The following is a 20,631-nucleotide window of genomic DNA, read 5'->3' as shown; positions in this document are numbered from 1 at the left end:
TATCAGTAGCCGGTCGGGCCGCCGAAGATCGAGCTGTCGGTCTCCAGCGACACCGTCTGTGCCGCGGGCTCTACGGTAGCGGTTTCCGCAGCGGCGGTCAGGGTCGGGGCGCTCGTCGCTTCGGAATAGGCGCCGCCCGAGGTCGAGACGCGGTCCCCCTCGATGTTGATCACCGTGGGCCCGGCCCCGGCGGTCGTGGTGCTGGTCACCCGGGTATCGCCCGGGGTCGAAGAGGTCCCGAGCGCCGAGGTCTCGATACGCCGACCGTTTTGCAAGGTGGTCACCGGGGGCGCTTCGGCCGGGGTGTCCATCGCGGCGAAGCTCGCCGCCTCGGGGCGAAGGCGCGGCCGCTGGCCCACGCTCTCGGGGGCGAAGCGCGGGGCAGGGGCCGAAGCGGCTTGCGCCATCGCGGCGCCGCCCGAGGCGGCCGCCACGGTGCCCGCGGCCACTGGCACGCCCGCCTTGCGCGCGGCCTTGCGCAGCTTCTTCTCGGCCTTGATGGCCTGCTTGGTGTTCCCGGCGACGACGGCGTTGAGCATCTGCATCACTGCGCCGCCCCCGTTGATCTTGAGCTTGGGTTCCGCGTTGAGAGCCATGGGAGCGGTGGCGATGGTGAGCGCGGTGCCGAGACCGATGAGCGTCTTCATGGGATCTTCTCCTGAATCGGATTTGGCTTGACAACGGCGCAATCTTCGTTCCGTTCCCCGCCGCGTGATCAACTCGGCGAAACTCCGCGCTCCACGCCTTCCATGAACTCCTGCGACACGCCGCGCAGCATCTCGCGCAGCGCCTCGCGCGGCTCGGCCCCGTTTCCCCGTGCCGTGTCGTAGGCGCGGCGCTGTCGCGTCGCCGAGGAACCGCGATGCGCGATCCTCCGGGTGCCACGCAGCTCGTCGAGGCAGCCCAGCGCCCGGGCGTCGCCCTCCATCATCTCCTCCAGCTCGCCCAAGAGTTCCTCCATCGGCCTGAGCGCGTTGCGCCCGAGGTCGAGCAGGGTGCCTTCCGTTCCGTAGCGCTGCGCCCGCCAGCGATTCTCCTCGATCAGGAAGCGATCATAGACGCGCCAGCGCTTGTTCTCGGTCTTGAGCCGCCACAGCATCCGCATCACGCATTGCACGAAGGCGGCCACGGACAGCGCCTCCTCCATGCGCGGCATCACGTCGGCGATGCGCGTCTCCAGCGTCGGCCAGGCCTCGGAGGGGCGCAGGTCCCACCAGATCTTGCTGGCATCCTCGATGATTCCGGCCTGAACCAGCGCATCGACCATCTTGCGATACTCGGCCCAGCTCTCGATCCGCGGCGGCAGGCCCGAGCGCGGGCACTGGTCGAAGACGTTGAGCCGCCACGACGACAGCTGCGTGTCCTCGCCGCGCCAATAGGGCGAGGAGGCCGAAAGCGCGAGCACGAAGGGCAGGAAGTAGCTCGCCTGTCCCATCAGGTCGGCGCGCAGCTCGTGATCCTCGCCCAAGCCCACATGGACATGCATGCCGCAGGTCATCAGCCGCCGCGCGATGCCGCCGATATCCTCGGCGATCTTGTCGTAACGCGCGCCCTGACCGGTGCCACGGCTTTCGGGGTCGCCCCAAGGGTGGCAGGAGACCGCGACGAGGGCGAGGCCGTGATCTTGCGCCACCTCGGCGAGGCCGCCGCGCAGATGCGCGAGATCGGCGCGCGCCTCGGAGATGTTCGCGGCGACCGAGGTGCCGATCTCGATCTGGCAGTCGCGGAATTCGGGGCTGACATGGTCGCCGAGCCGCTTTTTCGCGGAATCGAGCATCTCGCTCGGTACGGCGGCGAGGTCCATCGTCTTGGCGTCGACGACGAGATACTCCTCCTCGATGCCGAGGCTGAAGGCGGGATCAGACATGGGGCGGCCCTCCGGTAATGTTGCCGGGGCCAACGCCTCTTGCAGCGAAACGGGTCCGGCCCGGCTCAGCCGACGCGGAGCGTGCCGCGCATCCTCGGATGGATCGCGCAGAGATAGGGATACTCGCCGCGAGCCGAAAAGCTCATCCGAACCGATTGCCCGGAGCCCAGCCGGCCGCTGTCGAAGACACCGCTTTCAGAGGTCACGGTATGGGGTGCGATGTCGCGATTTGTGAAGACCACCGTGTCGCCCGGCGCGACGGCGATGGCCGCCGGCACGAAGGCGAAGCCCTGTATCGACACCTGGTGGACCTGCCCCATGGCCGGCGTTGCCGGAGCGGGGCGGGTCGGGGCGGGGGGCGGAACCGCGGGCGCGAGACCGCCCGCACGCGCGGCCAATGCCGCGATGGGCAGGGCTATGACAGCGGTGATGGCGCGGCTAAGTATCTGACGACGCGTCGGCATGACAGGATCCTCCGCGCGCGAAATGCGCGATGGAGACAGCGTCTCGCGGACGCTGCCCCCTGTCCAGTCGCGTTGACGTGAGCTTCAGTCCATCGGCTTGAAGTTGAACTCGCCGCCATCCTTGATTCCGCTCGGCCAGCGCGCGGTGACCGTCTTGGTCTTGGTATAGAACTTGAAGCTGTCGGTGCCGTGCTGGTTCAGGTCGCCGAAGGCCGATTTCTTCCAGCCGCCGAAGCTGTGATAGGCCAGCGGCACCGGGATCGGCACGTTGATCCCGACCATGCCGACATTGACCCGGTTCGCGAAGTCGCGCGCGGCGTCGCCATCGCGGGTGAAGATCGCGGTGCCGTTGCCCATCTCGTGATCCATGGCGAGCTTCAGCGCCTCCTCGTAGGAGCCCGCGCGCACGGTCGAGAGGACCGGGCCGAAGATCTCCTTGCGATAGATTTCCATGTCCGGCGTCACGCGGTCGAACAGATGCGCGCCGACGAAGAAGCCGTTCTCATAGCCCTGCAGCCGGAAATCGCGCCCGTCGACCACCAGTTCGGCGCCCGCATCGACACCGGACTGCACCAGCTTGAGGATGTTCTCCTTGGCGGCTGCGGTGACCACGGGGCCGAAATCGACATCGTCGCCCGAGGTGTAGGGCCCGACCTTCAGGCTCTCGACCCGCGGCTTGAGCGCCGAGATCAGCCGGTCGGCGGTCTCATCGCCCACCGGCACCGCGACCGAGATCGCCATGCAGCGCTCGCCCGCGGCGCCGTAGCCCGCACCCACGAGCGCGTCGGCGGCCTTGTCCATGTCCGCGTCGGGCATGATGATCATGTGGTTCTTGGCGCCGCCGAAGCACTGCACGCGCTTGCCGTGGCTGCAGCCCTTGCCGTAGATGTACTCGGCGATCGGGGTGGAGCCGACGAAGCCCACCGAGGCGATGCCCTCATGCTCGAGGATCGCGTCCACCGCTTCCTTGTCGCCGTTGACGACCTGCAGGATGCCCTTGGGCAGACCGGCCTCTTCCATCAGCTCGGCCAGCATCAGGGGCACCGAGGGGGCGCGCTCGGACGGCTTGAGGATGAAGGCGTTGCCGCAGGCGATGGCCGGGGCGAACATCCACATCGGGATCATGGCCGGGAAGTTGAACGGGGTGATGCCCGCCGAGACGCCGAGCGGCTGGCGCATCGAGTACATGTCGATGCCCGGGCCCGCGCCGTCGGTGTACTCGCCCTTGAGGAGATGCGGCGCGCCGATGCAGAACTCGACCACCTCGAGGCCGCGCTGCACGTCGCCCTTGGCGTCGGGGATGGTCTTGCCGTGCTCGCGCGACAGCGCCTCGGCCAGCTTGTCCATGTCGCGGTTGAGCAGGCGCACATATTCCATCATCACCCGCGCCCGGCGCTGCGGGTTGGTGGCGGCCCAGGCCGGCTGCGCCTTCTGGGCGGTCTCGACCGCGCGGTCGAGCTCGTCGCGAGAGGCGAGGGGGGCCTGGGCCTGCACCTCGCCGGTGGCGGGGTTGAAGACGTCCGCGAAGCGGCCCGAGCCGCCCTTGACGTGTTCGCCGCCGATGTAATGGGTCAGTTCCTGCATGTCCGGTCCTCCCGAAGAACGATCTGAGTTGGTATCACTATAGCCTTGCAGAAATGCCGGTAGAAGCGGCAGGGTGCCAAAACGGTTTTGCGTTTTTGCAGGATGATATGGAAAACTGGGACGATATCCGCGTCTTTCTCGCGGTGGCGCGCGCCGAGAGCCTGTCGGGCGCGGCGCCGGGGCTGCGGATGGACCCGGCGACGCTGGGCCGGCGGGTGGCGCGGCTCGAGGAGCGGCTGGGCGCGGCGCTCTTCGTCAAGAGCCCGCAGGGCTACGCGCTGACGCCCCGTGGCGAGCGGCTGGCCGAACACGCCGCGCGCGCCGAGGCGGCGCTGGCCCGGGCCGCCGAGGCCGGGACCCCGGAACGCGGCCTTTCCGGGCAGATCCGCATCGGCGCGCCGGATGGTTGCGCCAATTTCGTGCTGCCGCAGGTCTGCGCCGCGATCCAAGCCGAGAACCCGGATCTGGAGCTGCAGATCCTCGCCCTGCCGCGCGTCGTGAACCTGTCCAAGCGCGAGGCCGACATGGCGGTCACGGTGAGCCCGCCGGAGGCGGGGCGCCTCACCGTGCAGAAGATCACCGACTACCGGCTCAGCCTCGCGCAGCGGGCCGACGCGCCGGTGCCGGTGCGGCTGTCCGATCTGGGGGCGCGGCCGCTGGTCGGCTACATCCCCGACATGATCTTCGACCGGGAGCTCGACTATCTCGGCAGCCTTGGCGCGCAGGGCGTGCCGCTCGCCTCCAACTCGGTCTCGGTGCAGCTGCAGATGCTGCGCCATGCCGGGATCGGCATCGTCCATGATTTCGCGCTGCCATTCGCGCCGGAGCTGCGCCGGGTGCTGACCGACGAGCTGCGGCTGACCCGTGCCTTCTGGCTGGTGCGCCATGCCGCCGACCGCCGCTCGGCGCGGCTCACCCGTTTCGCGACGCTCCTCGCGGCGGCACTTCGAGCGGAGGTGGCGCGGCTCGAGGCGGAATGCTTGACAGGAACGAGCGCCGGGCGCGACGGTTGATCCATGGCCCCCAGCTCAGGGGGCGCTTGAAGAGGAGTGCGCCATGCTCGTGCAACAGATCCTGAAATCCAAGGCCAGCGACACCGTCGCCACCGTCGCGCCCGACATCACGGTGGCCGAGGCCGCGCGGCAGCTCTCGGAGAAGCGCATCGGTGCCCTCGTGGTCTCTCAGGACGGCAAGCGGGCGCTGGGCATCATTTCGGAACGCGACATCGTGCGCGAGATCGGCCAGCGCGGCCCGGACTGCCTGTCCGAAAAGGTCGAGGAGATGATGACCCGCGATCCGGTCACCTGCCACCGCGACGAGGTGGCCGATGCGGTGCTGGCCCGGATGACCGAGGGGCGGTTTCGCCACATCCCGGTGGTCGAAGGCGAGGAGATGGTCGGGCTGATCTCGATCGGCGACGTGGTCAAGGCGCGGCTGTCCGAACTGGCGATGGAGAAGGATGCGCTCGAAGGGATGATCATGGGCCACTGACGACGCCGGGCGCGGCTCCACGCGCGGGTCGGGGCCTTGCATCCCGGCCCGCCTTGGTGTCGTGTGCGCGCGCAACATGCGGCGGGGAGGCGTCATGCGCATCGGTCTTTATCCCGGAACCTTCGATCCGGTCACGCTGGGCCATACGGACATCATCCGCCGGGCCTGCACGCTGGTCGACAGGCTGGTGATCGGCGTGGCGATCAATCGCGACAAGGGACCCCTGTTTTCGCTCGACGAGCGGGTCGCGATGATCGAGGCCGAAACCGCGCCGATCGCGGCTGCCTGCGGCTCGGAGATTGTGGTGCACCCCTTCGAGAACCTGCTGATCGACGCCGCGAACGATGTCGGCGCGCAGATGATCATCCGCGGCCTGCGGGCGGTGGCGGATTTCGAATACGAGTACCAGATGGTCGGGATGAACCGGATGCTCGACAAGTCGGTCGAGACCGTGTTCCTCATGGCCGAGGCCCGGCACCAGGCCATCGCCTCCAAGCTGGTCAAGGAAATCGCCCGGCTCGGTGGCGACGTCTCGTCCTTCGTGCCGCCGGGGGTCGAGGCGGCGCTGAAGGTGCGGCTCGACCTCTGATCGAGGGACCTCGGGGCCGCCGCGCGGCGTTGTGCCGGACAGCTGTCCGGAGGAGCGCCAGATGACCCCAACCCCGATCCGCCTTTCCCTCTCCATCCTTGCTCTCGCGGCCAGCGGTGCCGTCGCGCAGCAGGGAACGCCAAGCGGGGCGGACATCGCCGCCGAGACCCGCAAGGTTCTCGAAGGAACGGCCGGACAGGACACGCAAGGTCAGGCGGCACAGCCCGCGCCTTCCGAGAGCCAGCCCCAGCAGCAACCCCCGGCGCAACAGGATACGCAAGGCGGGACAGGAGCGGAGGCCCCGCCCGCTACCGTGACCGCCCCCGGCGGCACCGCCGCGCAGCCCGAGACGCTGCGCATGCTGCAGCAGGGCGGCGCGCAGCCGGTCGAGGCGCAGCAGGGCACCCCGGACAGCTCCGGCGCATCGGCGAGTTCGGGTGCCTCGGGTGCCTCGGACGCCAGCGGCTCCGCCACCGCCCCGAGCGACGCCTCCTCCACGGAGCCGATGCAGGCGCAGACGCCAAAGGTGCCGCCCACCCCCGAGGAGATCGAGGCCGCCAGCTATCAGGGCGGACCGCTGCCGGACGGGCAGTCGGCGATCACCGTCAAGACGCAGATCCTGCTCGACCGCGCCGGGATTTCGCCGGGCATCATCGATGGCTGGAAGGGCGGGATGAGCGAGAGCGCCATCGCCGCCTTCGAGACGCGCGAGGGCTTCACGGCGGACGGCCAACTCGACAGCCAGGTCTGGGACGCGCTCACCGCGACCCAGCCCGCGCCGATGCTGCAGAGCTACACCATCACCGAGGAGGACGTGACCGGACTCAGCGATCCGCTGCCCGAGGATTACGCCAAGCTCGCCGAGCTCGACCAGCTCGGCTACACCAGCGTCGCAGAGAAGCTGGCCGAACGGTTTCACATGGATCAGGGCTTCCTCGAAAACCTGAACCCCGGCACCGGCTGGCGGCAGGGCGAGACCATCACCGTGGTCGATCCCGGTCCGGCGCTCGAGACCAAGGTGGCCCGCATCGAGGTGCGCAAGGGCACGAGCCGGCTCGCGGGCTTCGACGAGAGCGGCCGGATGATCCTGAACTACCCCGTCACGGTCGGCTCGGCCCAGACCCCGTCGCCCTCGGGCACGGTCGAGGTGGTCGCCGTGGCGATGGACCCGACCTACACCTACAACCCGGACGTCAATTTCCAGCAGGGCGACAATGACGAGGTGCTGATCCTGCCGCCCGGCCCGAACGGGCCGGTGGGGTCGGTCTGGATCGACCTGTCGAAGCCGACCTACGGGCTGCACGGCACCTCGGAGCCGGACTCGTTGTTCCAGGCGGCCAGCCATGGTTGCGTGCGGATGACCAATTGGGACGCCGAGGAGCTGGCGCTGCTGGTGTCCGAGGGCGTCGTCGTGGAGTTCATCGAATGATCCGGCTGGCGGCAGGGGCGCTGCTGGGCCTGCTGGCCGCGCCGCTCGCGGCGCAGGAGGCGCCGCCCGAAACCGCCCCCCTGCCGCCCGTGCGACCCGCCGATCTGACCGAGGACGCGCAGGCGCCGTCAGTACCGGATCAGGCAGAGGGCTCCGAGATGGCGCCGCAGGCGGTGCCGATGCCGGAGGCACGTCCCGAACCGCCCGATCCGGCGGGTCGGGACGAGACCGAAGGAACATCGGAGGAGGACGCCGGCACGCTGGGTGACGAGGCTTCCGACGTCGATTCCGGGACCGGGTCCGAGCTTGACGCCGTAACAGACGACGGTACCGAAGCCGAAGCCGAAGCCGAAGCCGAAGCCGAAGCCGAAGCCGAAGCCGAAGCCGAAGCGGGCGAGGTCACCGATGACACGCCCAATGCCGGCGGGACGGCGCGCGAGAGCGTCCCAGCGATGCCGGACCGGCTCGCCGCATCGGCGGCGGACCGCGAGACCTGCCGTGCCGAGCTGGAGGCGCTGGGCGCGGTGTTCGACACGCAGCCGCCGGTCGATGATACGGACATCGCCGATTGCGGCATCGCGCATCCGGTGAGGCTGTCGGGAATCGTGCCGGGCGTGGCCCTCGCGCCGCCTGCGCCGATGCGTTGCGAGACGGCGCTGGCACTGGCGCGCTGGGTGGAGGGTTTCGCCAAGCCCGCCGCCGAGCGGCTCGGGCGCGGCGCCCTGACCGAGATCCGGCAGGGCACGGTCTACAACTGCCGCAGCCGCAGCTCCGATGCCGACACGCTGTCCGAGCACGCCTTCGGCAACGCGGTCGACATCATGTCCTTCGGCTTCGCCGAGGGGCCGGAGGTCAAGGTGCAGCCGCGCGAGCGCGAGGGCTCGATGGCCGAGGCGTTCCAGGACGCGGTGCGCGCCACCGCCTGCCTCGAATTCACGACCGTGCTGGGGCCGGGCTCGGATGCCGCCCATGCCGACCATCTGCATCTCGACGTGAAGGCGCGCCGCGGCGATTTCCGGCTCTGCCAGTGAGCGCAACCCGCGAACCGACCGGGTGACCGCGATGCGGGATCGAAAAAGGCCGCCCCGAGGGGCGGCCTTTCGCTTTGTCAGGGAACTCGGGCGATCAGCCCAGCTTGCCCATCGCGACGGCGGTATCGGCCATGCGGTTGGAGAAGCCCCACTCGTTGTCGTACCAGGTCAGAATGCGGCACATGGTGCCGTCCATGACCTTGGTCTGGTCGGTGTGGAACACCGAGGAATGCGGGTCGTGGTTGAAGTCCGAGCTGACCAGCTGCTCGTCGGTGTAGCCGAGAATGCCCTTGAGCGGGCCGTTCGCGGCGTCGCGGATCAGCTGGTTGATCTCCTCGACGCTGGTCTCGCGCGCGGCGTTGAAGGTCAGGTCGACGACCGAGACGTTCGGCGTCGGCACGCGGATCGCGACGCCGTCGAGCTTGCCGTTGAGCTCGGGCAGCACCAGACCCACGGCCTTGGCCGCGCCGGTCGAGGTCGGGATCATCGACAGCGCCGCGGCGCGGGCGCGGTAGAGATCCTTGTGCATCGTGTCCAGCGTCGGCTGGTCGCCGGTGTAGCTGTGGATCGTCGTCATGAAGCCCTTGTCGATGCCGATGGCGTCGTTGAGCACCTTGGCGACCGGCGACAGGCAGTTGGTGGTGCAGGACGCGTTCGACACGACCTTGTCCTCGGCGGTCAGCGTCTCGTGGTTGACGCCGTAGACGATGGTCTTCTCGGCGCCCGAGCAGGGTGCGGAAACCAGCACGCGCTTGGAGCCGTTCTCGAGATGCATCGCGGCCTTCTCATGGCTCACGAAGATGCCGGTGCATTCCAGCGCGACGTCGACGTCGGACCAGGGCAGTTCCTTGGGGTCGCGGATCGCGGTGACGCGGATCGGGCCGCGGCCGACATCGATCGTGTCCTCGGTGGTCTTCACCTCGTGCGGAAAGCGGCCATGCACGCTGTCGTAGCGCAGCAGGTGGGCGTTGGTCTCGACCGGGCCAAGATCGTTGATGGCCACGACCTCGATGTCGGTGCGGCCGGATTCGATGATGCCGCGCAGGACGTTGCGCCCGATGCGGCCGAAGCCGTTGATTGCTACCTTGACAGCCATGGGGGTCTCCTCGGGAATTGCCGGGCTTGGGTTCGGCGCCAAGATCGGCATTTGTGGCGCGGCGTCAACCGAAGATCGCCCCGCAGCGCCCCCGTGAGCGCTGCCGTTAGCGCCAGAGGGCGAGCCAGTGGACCAGATCGAGCCCCGCGCGCGCCAGCACCAGCGCCACGCGCCCGTCGAGCCAGTAGTGATCCGCCGCCAGCGCCGCTAGGATCAGGCCGAACAGGGAGAGGGCGAAGGAGGTGCTCATGCGCGCAAGTCTAGACCGCGAGGCAGGGGAGGCGCAGCGGACCGCGTCGCCGTCATTGCGGCTGGACGACTGGCTGTTGCTGATCGGCCGCCTGCTGCTGGCGGTGCTGTTTCTCGGCGGCGCGGCGCAGAAGGCCTTCGACCCCGGCGAGGTGATCGGGCTGCTGGCGGGCTGGCATTTGCCGGGGCTGCTGGTCTGGCCGGCGCTGGCCTACAACGCCGCCGCCGGGCTGGCGCTGGTCTTCGGCGTGGCGGTACGGCCGGTGGCGCTGTCGCTCGGGCTCTATTGCGGCCTGACCTCGGCGTTCCACTTCCTGCCCGACGACCCGTGGCAGATGACGATCTTCGTCAAGAACTGGGCCATCGCGGGCGGCTGCCTGGCGTTGGCGGTCGCCGGCGCCGGGCGGATCGCGGTGCGGCTCGACTGAACGCCGCCTTCCAAAGACGAAGGGCGGCCCGAAGGCCGCCCCCATGTTTCGCGCCGTACCGTGTCGGCGTCAGAGCAGCGCCTTGACCTTCTCGGCCACGGCCTGCGCCGTGATGCCGAACTTCTCGTAGAGCGTCTCGGCCGGGGCGGAGGCGCCGAAGCCCTCCATGCCGACGAAGCCCGCCTTGGCCTCGCGGCCGCGCTCGCCCAGAAGCCAGCGGTCCCAGCTCTGGCGCACGCCCGCCTCGATGGCGACGCGCACCGGGCCCGCGGGCAGCACGCGCTTGCGGTAGGCCTCGTCCTGCACCGCGAACAACTCCATGCAGGGCACGGAGACCACGCGGGTGCCGATGCCCTCGGCCTCGAGGATGTCGCGCGCCGCGACCGCGATCTCGACCTCGGAGCCCGAGGCCATGATGATCGCGCGGCGCTTCTCGCCCGCCTCGCGCAGCACGTAGGCGCCCTGCTCGGTCAGGTTCTTGGTCTTGTGCTCGTTGCGCACCGGGGCGAGGTTCTGGCGGCTTAGCGCCAGCACCGAGGGGCGGTCGGAGGTCGACAGCGCGATCTCCCAGGCCTCGGCGGTCTCGATCGTGTCGGCGGGGCGGAACACGTAGGTGTTGGGCGTCGCGCGCAGCATCGACAGGTGCTCGACCGGCTGGTGGGTCGGGCCGTCCTCGCCGAGGCCGATGCTGTCATGCGTCATCACGTAGACCACCGGCTGGTGCATCAGCGCCGAGAGGCGCATCGCGCCGCGCGCGTAGTCGGTGAAGGCCATGAAGGTGCCGCCATAGGGACGCAGGCCGCCATGCAGCGCGATGCCGTTCATCGCCGCCGCCATGCCGTGCTCGCGGATGCCGTAATGGATGTAGCGGCCTGAGCGGTTCTCCGGCGAGAACACTTCCATATCGCCCGAACGGGTGTTGTTCGAGCCGGTCAGGTCGGCCGAGCCGCCCACGGTCTCGGTCATCACGCCGTTGACGACGTTGAGCACCATCTCCGACGACTTGCGCGAGGCGACCGGCTTGGCGTTCTCCAGCGCGTCCTTCTTGAAGGCGCGGATCTTGGCGGCGAGCGCCTTGGGGGCCTCGGCAGCGAAGGCGCGCTCGAACTCGATGCGCTTGCGCTCGGACAGCGCGTCGAAGCGCTCGCGCCATTCCTCATGTGCCTTGGCGCCGCGCGCACCCATCGCTTCCCACTGCGCCTTGACGTCGGCGGGGATCTCGAAGGGCCCGTGCTCCCAGCCATAGGCGGCCTTGGTGTCGGCGATCAGCTTCTCGTCGGTCAGCGCGCCGTGGCCCTTGGCGGTGTCCTGCGCCGATGAGCCCAGCGCGATATGCGTCTTGCAGGCGATCATCGAGGGGCGCGGGTCGGCCTTGGCGGCCTCGATCGCGGCGTCGATCGCCTCCGGGTCGTGCCCGTCGATCGACTGCACGTGCCAGCCCGAGGCCTCGAAGCGCTTGGCCTGGTCGGTCACGTCGGCGAGCGACACCTTGCCGTCGATGGTGATGCCGTTGTCGTCGAAGAACACGACGAGCTTCGACAGCTTCTGCATGCCCGCGAGCGCGATCGCCTCCTGGCTCACGCCCTCCATCAGGCAGCCGTCGCCGGCCATCACCCAGGTGTAGTGATCGACGATCTTCGGGCCGTATTTGGCGCGCAGCATCTCCTCGGCGATGGCGAAGCCCACCGAGTTGGCGATGCCCTGGCCGAGCGGGCCGGTGGTGGTCTCGACCGCGTCGAGATACTCGCTCTCGGGGTGGCCGGCGGTCTTCGAGCCCCACTGGCGGAAATTCTTGATCTCCTCGAGCGGCACTTCCTCGTAGCCGGTCAGGTGCAGCACCGAATAGAGCAGCATCGAGCCGTGGCCCACCGACAGGATGAAGCGGTCGCGATCGGCCCATTTCGGCGCCTTGGGGTCGAACTTCAGGTGCTTCTCGAACAGCACCGTCGCGACGTCGGCCATGCCCATCGGCATGCCGGAATGGCCCGAATTGGCCGCAGCCACGGCGTCGAGGGTCAGGGTGCGGATGGCCGCGGCCTTCCTCCAATGCTCGGGATGCTTGTCGCGCAGGGCGGCGATGTCCATGGGTGTCCTCCGGTTGGTCGAGGCAGCCGCGGCGCGGCCCCCCTTGTCGCGCACGGTATTGACAGGCGGCGCGAGCGAGTTCAAGCGGACGGCCGGCGCCTTGCGGTCCGCCGCCGGCGTTTGCGGGGGGCGGGAGCGTGGTCTAGGTTTTTCCGAAGCCCCGTGCGATTCGGACCGCGTTCGCGGCGGCCCGGACGGGACCGGGGCAGGGCAGGCAGGGGCACGATGACCGACATCACCGAATTGGAGAGCCGCCTCTCGGCGGCGCTGGACCGGATCGGCCAGGGGCTCGACCGTATCGAGAGCGGACCGCGCGGCGACGATGAGGGCCTCGGCGCCGAACTCAGCGCCCAGCAGCAGGCCAATGCCGAGCTCGAAGGCCGGCTGAAGGCGCTGCGCGAGGAACAGGATGGCCGGCTCGCGGCCTTCGAGGCGCGGATCGAGGCGCAGAACGCCCAGATGGCCGATCTCGACGGGCAGCTTCAGGCGCTGCGCCGCTCCAACGCCGAGCTGCGCGAGGTGGCGGGCGAGCTGCGCGAGGCGATGGAGGCCGAGCTGGCCGATCCCGAACTGATCGACCGCGCCATGGCCGCCGAGCTGGGTGCGCTGCGGGCCGAGCGCGACGCCGAGGTGGCCGAGCTCGACGCGGTGCTGTCCGAACTGAAACCGCTGGTCGAGGAGCGCGACTGATGCCGCAGGTCGAAATCACCATCGGCGGGCGCGAATTCGTTGTCGCCTGCCAGTCGGGCGAGGAGCCCTATCTGCAGGCCGCCGCGCGGCTTCTGGATGAGGAGGCCTCGGGCCTCGCCCAGCAGGCCGGGCGGATGCCCGAGAGCAAGATGCTGCTGATGGCCGGGCTGATGCTCGCCGACCGGGCCGCGGGGCTCGAGGACCGGCTGCGCCAGACCGAGAACTACGCGGGCCAGGTCGAGAAGCGGCTGAGCCAGACCGAGGCGGCGCTGAACAAGGCGCGCACCGATCCGCAGAAGGTCGAGGTCGAGGTGCCGGTGATCCCGCACGGCCTGATCGAGATGCTGGCCGAGATGACGGCGCGCGCCGAGGCGCTGGCCGAGCGGGTCGAGAAGGCGGGCGTCTGAGGCCATGCGCCTCAGGCTGGCCCGGGCGGCGGACCGGGATCGGATCGACGAGATCGTCACATCCGCTTACGCTCCCTATATCCCGCTGATCGGTCATGCGCCCGCGCCGATGCGCGCCGATTACGGTGCGCTGATCGCGGCGGGGGTCGTGCATCTGCCGGACGAGGCAGGTCCGAGCGCGGCGCTGATGGTGCTGCTGCCGCGGCCCGATCATCTCCTGCTCGACAACATAGCCGTGCATGCCGACGCACAGGGCCGCGGGCTGGGCCGGGCGTTGCTCGGCGCGGCCGAGAACATGGCACGGCGGGCCGGGCTGCCCGAGATCCGGCTCTAACCAACGCGGCGATGCAACGGAACCTGCGCATCTATGCCATGGCCGGATATGAAGAGACCCGGCGGGCCCATGAGCAGGGGTTCCACCGGGTCTTCATGTCGAAGCGCCTGTCTTAAGCGCCCTTGGCTCAGCCCTTGTTGGCTTCGCGGATCTTTTCGGCGGCGTCACGGTCGAAGGCCACGCCGTTCTTCTCGAACAGCTGGTCCAGCTCGCCTGAGAGCGTCATTTCGGTGATGATGTCGCAGCCGCCGATGAATTCGCCCTTCACGTAGAGCTGCGGGATCGTCGGCCAGTCGGAGTAATCCTTGACGCCCTGACGGATGTCGTTGTCCTCGAGCACGTTCACGTCGCGAAACTCGAGGTTCATGAAGTTCAGCACCCCGGCGACGCGGCTGGAAAAGCCGCATTGCGGCATGGTCTTGGTGCCCTTCATGAAGAGCACCACGTCGTTCGACTTGACGATCTCGTCGATGCGGGCCTTGGCGTCGGTCGCGTTGTCCTGCGCGGTCATATGCGTGTCCTTTGCGGGAATGGGGGTCAGTCGGGCGCCTTGGTGGTCAGCGCCAGCGCGTGCAGATCGCCCGCGGGCCCGTCCATCCGGCCCTTGAGCGCGGCGTAGACGGCGCGCTGCTGCTGCACCCGGTTCAGGCCGCGGAAGCTCTCGTCGATCACCTCGGCGGCGTAGTGATTGCCGTCTCCGGCGAGGTCGGTGATGGAGATCTTCGCCTCGGGAAAGGTCTCTCGCAGGAGATCCTCGATTTCCTGTGCGCTCATCGCCATGTCTGTCTTCCTCGCCTGTTCATGTCGCTTCAGATGTAGGCGGCGCCCCGGCGGCACGCAAGGCCGCCGCCGGGGCAGGGGGGGAGGCCGCGCCTCAGACCGCCAGCTCGGCCTCGGCCGCCGGAATGTGCAGCGCGGTCTCGAACGCGGTGCGGAAGAGCGTCGAAAGCTCCGACAGCGGCGCGGTGGCACCGCCGAGGCTCACCGTCGTGCCGCCGAAGCGGCCGACCCGCGCCAGCGCGATCCCGGCGGAGCCGGCGGCGGCCTCCAGGGCCGCGGCGCTGTCCTCGTCGGCGGCGATCAGGTAGCGGCCCTGATCCTCGCCGAACAGCGCCGCCGTGCCGGTGACGCCGATCTCGACGCCCAGCCCCGCGCCCTCGGCCATCTCGAAGGCAGCCAGCGCCAGCCCGCCATCCGACAGGTCGGTGCAGGCGCGAATGAGCGCGTGGTTGTCGCGCACGAAGAGGCCATGCGCCTTCTCGGTCGCCAGATCGACATGCGGCGCATCGCCCTCGTCGCGGCCCAGCATCTCCCACAGCAGCGCCGAGCGGCCCAGATGCCCCTCGGTGGTGCCCAGAACCAGCGCCACGTCACCCTCGCGCGGCTGCGTGCCGATGGCGCGGTCGGCGGTCTCGATCAGTCCGACACCGCCGATGGTCGGTGTGGGCAGGATGCCGGTGCCGTCGGTCTCGTTGTAGAGCGAGACGTTGCCCGACACGATCGGGAAGTCGAGCGCTTCGCAGGCCTCGCCGATGCCCTTGATGGCGCCGACGAGCTGGCCCATGATCTCGGGCTTTTCGGGGTTGCCGAAGTTGAGGTTGTCGGTCGCGGCGAGCGGTTTGGCGCCGGTGGCGATCAGGTTGCGCCACGCCTCGGCCACCGCCTGCTTGCCGCCTTGATAGGGGTTCGCCTTGACGTAGCGCGGCGTCACGTCGGAGGTGAAGGCCAGCGTCTTGTCGGTGCCGTGCACCCGCACGAGGCCCGAGCCCGCACCTGGCGCGCGCGCCGTGTCGCCCATCACCATGTGGTCGTACTGCTCCCAGACCCAGGCCTTGTGGGCGTGGTTGGGCGATCCGATCAGCGCGCGCAGCCCCTCGATCGCATCGACCTCGTCGACCAGCGGCAGCGGCGCGGGCGCGGGCGTCTCGACCCAGGGGCGATCATATTCCGGCGCGGTGCCCGACAGCGCCTTGAGCGGCAGGTCGGCCTTGGTCTCGCCCTCGTGGATGATCAGGAAGCGGTCCTCGGGGATCGTCTCGCCGACGATCGCGAAGTCGAGGTCCCACTTGTCGAAGATCGCGCGGGCCACGGTCTCCTTTTCGGGGCGCAGCACCATGAGCATCCGCTCCTGGCTCTCAGAGAGCATCATCTCGTAGGCGGTCATCGCCTTTTCGCGGCAGGGCACGCGGTCGAGGTCGAGCCGGATCCCGAGATTGCCCTTGTCGCCCATCTCCACCGCCGAGCATGTGAGACCGGCCGCGCCCATGTCCTGGATCGAGATCACCGCGCCCGAGGCCATCAGTTCGAGGCAGGCCTCCATCAGGCGCTTTTCGGTGAAGGGATCGCCGACCTGCACGGTCGGGCGCTTGTCCTCGATCGTGTCGTCGAACTCGGCCGAGGCCATGGTGGCGCCGCCGACGCCGTCGCGCCCCGTCTTGGCGCCGAGATAGACCACCGGCATGCCGACGCCCGAGGCCGCCGAGTAGAAGATCGCGTCGGCATCCGCGAGACCGGCCGCGAAGGCGTTGACGAGGCAGTTGCCGTTGTAGCTGGGGTGGAACCGCACCTCGCCGCCGACATTGGGCACGCCGAAACAGTTGCCGTAGCCACCGATGCCCGACACCACGCCCGAGACGAGGCGGCGGGTCTTGGGGTGCTCGATCTCGCCGAAGCTGAGCGCGTTCATCGCGGCGATCGGGCGCGCGCCCATGGTGAAGACGTCGCGCAGGATGCCGCCGACGCCGGTCGCGGCCCCCTGGTAGGGCTCGATATAGGAGGGGTGGTTGTGGCTCTCCATCTTGAAGACCACCGCCTGGCCGTCGCCGATATCGACGACGCCCGCATTCTCGCCGGGGCCGCAGATCACCTGCGGGCCCTCGGTCGGCAGCGTGCGCAGCCATTTCTTCGAGGATTTGTAGGAGCAGTGCTCGTTCCACATGGCCGAGAAGATGCCGAGTTCGGTGAAGCTCGGCTCGCGGCCGATGATCTCGAGGATGCGCGCGTATTCATCGGGCTTGAGCCCGTGCGCGGCGATGAGGTCGTCGGTGATCTGGGGGTCGGACATGCGGGCGCTCTCCTGCTGGTCGCGCGCGTCATACAATCGGGACGCCGCAGGGGAAAGCGGGTTTCGACGACCGGGAATTCAGGGGGCAGGGGCCGCATCGGCCCGTCCCGCGATCCAGTCGCGCGCGAGGAACATGTCGATCAGGACGCCGCCGTCATTCGGCTGTCGGGTGGCAATGGGTGGCCCCTAAACCGAAGTGCGGCTGATTTCTCCAACACGGGACAGATCGCCGGGCCGGTCGACCGCGTCCCGAGCAGGCTGGAGCAGCGCGGCAGGAGGGTTGAACGCGGGCTGGCTCAGCGCTCTTCGCAGAAGCGCAGACGGTTCGAGAACGGATCGATGACGATCATCTCGTCGCCCCACGGCCGGGTCTCGATCTCCGGGCGGGCGTTGGGGTGCCGCTTGGCGTGCAGGCTGTCCCGAAAGGCGCTCAGCCCCTCGACCGGCAGATAGGCCGCGGCGCCGGGGCTGGCATCGCCGTGATGGCCGCTCAGATGCAGCACCGCCCCGCCGCGCGCGATCTCGGCATAGAGCGGTTTGTTCGGGGCGAAGCGATGCTCCCACTTCACGCGAAATCCGAGAAAGTCGATGTAGAAGCTGCGGGCCAGCGCCTCGTCGAAGATTCAGAAGATCGGCACCGGCATCGCGAATTTCGGCGGCTGGGAAAGGGGATCGAAGCTTCGCATCCTGCCACCCTCCGGCTGTGACGCCGACAGGGTGCCCCCGCCTACCGCCTCGAACAAGACAAAAGAGGCAAAAAAAAAGCCGGGCACACAGGCCCGGCAAGTCCAACAGGGAGGTATGAAGCGATGCGCCGCAAAGCAGCATCGGCTTCGAAAGCTGAAATATATAGCGGTTAGTGAACGATCAAGTTCAAAACCCCTGCCATAGCGGCAAGGCCGTCATGCGCCCAGCGCATGACTATCTATTGGGCAGTCGCGGCAGAAATGCCTAATCGCCGAGCTGTTCGCGAAGTTTGCGGCGATGCGCCTGCACCTCCTCCTGCACGAAGTCGCGGAAGGCGGCGACGCGCTTGGACTGCCGCAGCTCCTCCGGATAGGCGAGGAAGACCGGCACTTCTCCGGACTCCAGATCGGGCAGCACCCGCTGCAGCGAGGGGAAATGCTGCGGCAGGTAATCGGGCAGCACGCCGACACCGAGATCGTTGAGCACCGCCTGCAGCACGCCGAAGTAATTGTTCACCGTCAGCAGCGAGGGGATGTTGTAGCTCAGCAGTTCCTGCACCATCGCTGCACCGGCCGAAACCTGCGCCGAGCTGGGGTTCTGGCAGATCAGGCGGTGGTTCTCGAAATCCTCGAGCTTCTCCAGCGGTCCGGCGCGGTCGAGATAGCTCCGCGTCGCGTAGAGCCGCATCTTCACGTTCATCAGCCGCTTGCGGATCAGGTCGGCCTGGCTCGGCTCCTTCATCCGGATCGCGACATCGGCCTCGCGCATCGGCAGGTCGAGCACGCGCTCCTCGAGGATCAGGTCGATCTTGAGGTTGGGATAGGCCTCGTAGAGCTTGCGCATTCGCGGCGCCAGCCACAGCGTGCCGAAGCCGATCGGCGTGGTCACCCGCAGCTCGCCGAACACCTCTTCCTCGCTGTCGCGGATCCGCGCCGAGGCGGCTTCGAGCCGCTTGTTCATGGCGCGGGTCGCGTCGAACAGCAGTTCCCCCTGCTCGGTGAGGATCAGCCCGCGCGCGTGGCGGTGGAACAGCGTCGTGTTGAGCTGCTCCTCCAGCGCCCGGATCTGCCGGCTCACCGCCGACTGGCTCAGATGCAGCGAATCGCCGGCGTGGGTGAGGCTCCCCGCATCCGCCACCGCATGGAATATCCGCAGCTTGTCCCAGTCCATCGCCTATCCGTCCTGCCGTGTCCGTTGCGCCCGGCCATCTATGGCGCGGCGCGGTTCCTGCAAAGCGCCTGCGCGATATTTCGCGCCGATGCGAGCGGAACCGGGCGCAGCATAGCGGGGAATTGCAAGATTTGTTGAATTTCTGGGCCGGAATGCCGGAACGTCGCCATCCGCTGCCGCAATTCCTTGCGTCATCTGCGCGTCATGCACCGGTGCGACCCTTCCCGCGCTTGGGCGCGGAAAGGATTTGACCATGCGACAAGAGCCGCTGGCACGAGAGATCAGCTATGCCGGCAGCGCGCGCAGCCGCAGGGGGCGGGCCCTGATCCGCGCGATGGAAGCGGCCTCCGGCCGCCACAGGCTGATCCGCCGGGCGCGCGGCTACGAGGCCGATCTCGCCGCCGGAGAGGACGTCTGGAGCGTCATGGCGCGCCGCTACGGGTTGGCGCTGGAGGTGACCCGGGGCGCGCTCGAAACGATCCCGGCGCAGGGGTCGGTGATCGTGGTGGCGAACCACCCCTATGGCATTCTCGACGGTCTGATGCTGGGCCACCTGATGTCGCGGCGGCGCGGCGCGGAGTTCAGGATCCTCGCGCACAAGGTCTTCGGGGCCGCCCCCGAAATCGCCCGTGTCGTGCTGCCCGTCGATTTCGACGGCAGCCGCGCGGCGGCGCAGAAGAACCTCGCCACCCGGGCATTGGCGCTGGCGCATCTGGGCGAGAACGGCGCAGTCGGCATCTTTCCGGGCGGCACCGTCTCGACCGCGGCGAAACCCTTTGGCATCCCCGGCGACCCGGTCTGGCGCAGCTTCACCGCCAAGATGGTCGCGCGCTCCGACGCCACGGTGATACCGGTGTATTTCGAGGGCGCCAACTCGCGGCTGTTCCAGGTGGCCAGCCACCTGCATTACACGCTGCGCATGGGCCTGATGCTGCGCGAATTCGGAGCGCGCACCGATACGCCGGTGCGCGTGGCGATCGGCGATCCGGTGCCGCGCACGGCGCTCGACGCGCGCCGCGCGGACCCCAAAGCATTGATGGATTTCCTTCGCAAAGCCACGTATGAGCTTTCTCCGACGCCCCGATCCATGGTGATGGGGCACGAATTCGAGAGCAGATACAGGGTGCGCGATGGCGGTCGGGATTTTCGATAGTGGCTTGGGCGGGCTCACGGTACTGGACGCCATCGAACGGCGGCTGCCCGATCTGCCGCTGGTCTATTTCGGCGACAACGCCCATGCGCCCTACGGTGTGCGCACGGCCGACGACATCTACGAGCTGACGACGCAGGCGACCGAACGGCTGTTCGATGCGGGCTGCGATCTCGTCATCCTCGCCTGCAACACCGCTTCGGCCGCAGCGCTCCGGCGCATGCAGGAGGGCTGGGTGCCCCGTGACAAGCGGGTGCTCGGTGTCTTCGTGCCGCTGATCGAGGCGCTGACCGAGCGGCATTGGGGCGACAACTCGCCGCCCCGGGAAGTCGGCGTGAAGCATGTCGCGCTCTTCGCCACCCCCGCCACGGTGAGAAGCCGCGCCTTCCAGCGCGAGCTGGCCTTCCGCGCCATCGGCGTCGATGTCGAGGCGCAGGCCTGCGGCGGCGTGGTCGACGCGATCGAGGAGGGCGACATGATCCTCGCCGAGGCGCTGGTGCGCTCCCATGTCGACGCGCTCAAGCGCAAGATGCCCGAGCCCGACGCCGCCGTCCTCGGCTGCACCCATTACCCGCTGATGGAAGAGGTGTTCCAGGACGCGCTGGGCCCGCAGGTCAAGGTGTTCAGCCAGGCCGACCTCGTGGCCGAGAGCCTTGCCGACTATCTGCAGCGTCGCCCCGAGATGAAGGGCCCGGGCACCGAGAGCCTGTTCCTGACCACCGGCAACCCGAAGAACGTGTCGAACCGCGCCACGCAGTTCCTGCGCCGCAAGATCGAGTTCATCCCGGCCTGATCGTTGTCCGAGGCGCGCCGCGC

23 protein-coding genes are annotated in these 20,631 nt (G+C 68.8%); 11 read left to right on the top strand and 12 right to left on the bottom strand.

Going from position 1 to position 20,631, the window contains the following annotated elements; all coding sequences use genetic code 11:
- Positions 1 to 2 precede the first annotated feature (2 nt).
- The 4 genes from O4G76_RS03235 to O4G76_RS03220 form a co-directional block, all read right to left on the bottom strand.
- Positions 3 to 647: a hypothetical protein gene (locus O4G76_RS03235; RefSeq protein WP_269395965.1), complete on the bottom strand. Its 645-nt coding sequence runs from the start codon at positions 645 to 647 to the stop codon at positions 3 to 5.
- A gap of 68 nt (positions 648 to 715) precedes the next feature.
- Complete coding sequence (locus tag O4G76_RS03230; RefSeq protein WP_269395964.1) at positions 716 to 1,867, bottom strand: carboxylate-amine ligase; 1,152 nt, start codon at positions 1,865 to 1,867, stop codon at positions 716 to 718.
- Between the two features lie 65 nt (positions 1,868 to 1,932).
- Complete coding sequence (locus O4G76_RS03225; protein ID WP_269395963.1) at positions 1,933 to 2,331, bottom strand: cupredoxin family copper-binding protein; 399 nt, start codon at positions 2,329 to 2,331, stop codon at positions 1,933 to 1,935.
- Positions 2,332 to 2,415: 84 nt separating this feature from the next.
- Entirely contained in the window at positions 2,416 to 3,915 is a 1,500-nt protein-coding gene (locus O4G76_RS03220; RefSeq protein WP_269395962.1) for a CoA-acylating methylmalonate-semialdehyde dehydrogenase, read from the bottom strand.
- A gap of 107 nt (positions 3,916 to 4,022) precedes the next feature.
- Here O4G76_RS03220 and O4G76_RS03215 point away from each other — a divergent pair, with 107 nt between their 5' ends.
- From O4G76_RS03215 to O4G76_RS03195, 5 genes are all read left to right on the top strand, one after another.
- Positions 4,023 to 4,928 carry a LysR family transcriptional regulator gene (locus tag O4G76_RS03215; protein WP_269395961.1) on the top strand — a complete coding sequence of 302 codons (906 nt, stop codon included), beginning with the start codon at positions 4,023 to 4,025 and terminating at the stop codon, positions 4,926 to 4,928.
- 43 nt (positions 4,929 to 4,971) lie between these two features.
- A complete protein-coding gene (locus tag O4G76_RS03210) occupies positions 4,972 to 5,406 on the top strand; it encodes a CBS domain-containing protein (RefSeq protein ID WP_269395960.1) in 435 nt (144 codons plus the stop codon).
- 94 nt (positions 5,407 to 5,500) lie between these two features.
- Complete coding sequence (coaD, locus tag O4G76_RS03205; protein ID WP_085895737.1) at positions 5,501 to 5,995, top strand: pantetheine-phosphate adenylyltransferase; 495 nt, start codon at positions 5,501 to 5,503, stop codon at positions 5,993 to 5,995.
- A 61-nt stretch (positions 5,996 to 6,056) separates the two neighbouring features.
- Complete coding sequence (locus tag O4G76_RS03200; protein ID WP_269395959.1) at positions 6,057 to 7,424, top strand: L,D-transpeptidase; 1,368 nt, start codon at positions 6,057 to 6,059, stop codon at positions 7,422 to 7,424.
- Positions 7,421 to 8,455 carry an extensin family protein gene (locus O4G76_RS03195; RefSeq protein ID WP_269395958.1) on the top strand — a complete coding sequence of 345 codons (1,035 nt, stop codon included), beginning with the start codon at positions 7,421 to 7,423 and terminating at the stop codon, positions 8,453 to 8,455. Before O4G76_RS03200 ends, O4G76_RS03195 begins: the two co-directional genes overlap by 4 nt.
- A 94-nt stretch (positions 8,456 to 8,549) precedes the next feature.
- Here the strand turns inward: O4G76_RS03195 and gap are convergent, their stop codons facing one another.
- Together gap and O4G76_RS03185 are read right to left on the bottom strand one after the other, a co-directional pair.
- Positions 8,550 to 9,551: a type I glyceraldehyde-3-phosphate dehydrogenase gene (gene gap / locus O4G76_RS03190; RefSeq protein ID WP_085895740.1), complete on the bottom strand. Its 1,002-nt coding sequence runs from the start codon at positions 9,549 to 9,551 to the stop codon at positions 8,550 to 8,552.
- Positions 9,552 to 9,657: 106 nt separating this feature from the next.
- A complete protein-coding gene (locus tag O4G76_RS03185; protein ID WP_269395957.1) occupies positions 9,658 to 9,801 on the bottom strand; it encodes a hypothetical protein in 144 nt (47 codons plus the stop codon).
- Between O4G76_RS03185 and O4G76_RS03180 the strand changes: the two genes are divergently transcribed.
- On the top strand, positions 9,800 to 10,228 hold the full coding sequence (locus O4G76_RS03180) for a DoxX family protein (RefSeq protein WP_269395956.1): 429 nt from the start codon (positions 9,800 to 9,802) through the stop codon (positions 10,226 to 10,228). The two genes, O4G76_RS03185 and O4G76_RS03180, sit on opposite strands and share 2 nt — an antisense overlap.
- A 69-nt stretch (positions 10,229 to 10,297) precedes the next feature.
- On the opposite strand, the gene tkt is transcribed toward O4G76_RS03180, so the two are convergent.
- On the bottom strand, positions 10,298 to 12,313 hold the full coding sequence (tkt, locus tag O4G76_RS03175; protein WP_269395955.1) for a transketolase: 2,016 nt from the start codon (positions 12,311 to 12,313) through the stop codon (positions 10,298 to 10,300).
- 225 nt (positions 12,314 to 12,538) lie between these two features.
- Between tkt and O4G76_RS03170 the strand changes: the two genes are divergently transcribed.
- The 3 genes from O4G76_RS03170 to O4G76_RS03160 are packed head-to-tail and all read left to right on the top strand — an operon-like array spanning position 12,539 to position 13,744.
- The gene (locus tag O4G76_RS03170; protein WP_085895743.1) at positions 12,539 to 13,003 is read left to right on the top strand and encodes a hypothetical protein; all 465 of its coding nucleotides are present in this window, start codon (positions 12,539 to 12,541) and stop codon (positions 13,001 to 13,003) included.
- Positions 13,003 to 13,410, top strand: coding sequence for a cell division protein ZapA (locus O4G76_RS03165; protein WP_269395954.1), 408 nt, complete (start codon positions 13,003 to 13,005; stop codon positions 13,408 to 13,410). The genes O4G76_RS03170 and O4G76_RS03165 overlap by 1 nt, the downstream gene beginning before the upstream one ends.
- Positions 13,411 to 13,414: 4 nt before the next feature.
- Complete coding sequence (locus tag O4G76_RS03160; RefSeq protein ID WP_269395953.1) at positions 13,415 to 13,744, top strand: GNAT family N-acetyltransferase; 330 nt, start codon at positions 13,415 to 13,417, stop codon at positions 13,742 to 13,744.
- Positions 13,745 to 13,871: 127 nt separating this feature from the next.
- Here O4G76_RS03160 and grxD read toward each other — a convergent pair whose 3' ends face one another.
- The 5 genes from grxD to O4G76_RS03135 form a co-directional block, all read right to left on the bottom strand.
- Positions 13,872 to 14,255, bottom strand: coding sequence for a Grx4 family monothiol glutaredoxin (grxD, locus tag O4G76_RS03155; protein WP_085895746.1), 384 nt, complete (start codon positions 14,253 to 14,255; stop codon positions 13,872 to 13,874).
- Between the two features lie 26 nt (positions 14,256 to 14,281).
- Positions 14,282 to 14,524 (bottom strand): BolA/IbaG family iron-sulfur metabolism protein, encoded by a 243-nt coding sequence (locus tag O4G76_RS03150; protein ID WP_085895747.1) that lies wholly within the window; start codon positions 14,522 to 14,524, stop codon positions 14,282 to 14,284.
- Between the two features lie 94 nt (positions 14,525 to 14,618).
- A complete protein-coding gene (gene purL, locus O4G76_RS03145) occupies positions 14,619 to 16,808 on the bottom strand; it encodes a phosphoribosylformylglycinamidine synthase subunit PurL (protein WP_269395952.1) in 2,190 nt (729 codons plus the stop codon).
- 296 nt (positions 16,809 to 17,104) lie between these two features.
- Positions 17,105 to 17,431, bottom strand: coding sequence for a glyoxalase superfamily protein (locus O4G76_RS03140; RefSeq protein WP_373568005.1), 327 nt, complete (start codon positions 17,429 to 17,431; stop codon positions 17,105 to 17,107).
- 328 nt (positions 17,432 to 17,759) lie between these two features.
- Positions 17,760 to 18,665 (bottom strand): LysR family transcriptional regulator, encoded by a 906-nt coding sequence (locus tag O4G76_RS03135; protein WP_269395951.1) that lies wholly within the window; start codon positions 18,663 to 18,665, stop codon positions 17,760 to 17,762.
- 253 nt (positions 18,666 to 18,918) lie between these two features.
- Between O4G76_RS03135 and O4G76_RS03130 the strand changes: the two genes are divergently transcribed.
- Both O4G76_RS03130 and murI read left to right on the top strand, forming a co-directional pair.
- Positions 18,919 to 19,818: a lysophospholipid acyltransferase family protein gene (locus tag O4G76_RS03130; protein ID WP_269395950.1), complete on the top strand. Its 900-nt coding sequence runs from the start codon at positions 18,919 to 18,921 to the stop codon at positions 19,816 to 19,818.
- Positions 19,796 to 20,608 (top strand): glutamate racemase, encoded by an 813-nt coding sequence (gene murI, locus O4G76_RS03125; RefSeq protein ID WP_269395949.1) that lies wholly within the window; start codon positions 19,796 to 19,798, stop codon positions 20,606 to 20,608. The genes O4G76_RS03130 and murI overlap by 23 nt, the downstream gene beginning before the upstream one ends.
- Positions 20,609 to 20,631 lie beyond the last annotated feature (23 nt).

It is taken from the genome of Limimaricola sp. G21655-S1, from assembly GCF_027213785.1.
Taxonomy (GTDB): domain Bacteria; phylum Pseudomonadota; class Alphaproteobacteria; order Rhodobacterales; family Rhodobacteraceae; genus Limimaricola.
Note: the sequence above shows the minus strand (reverse complement) of the source record. Positions and strands in the feature narration are given on the sequence as shown.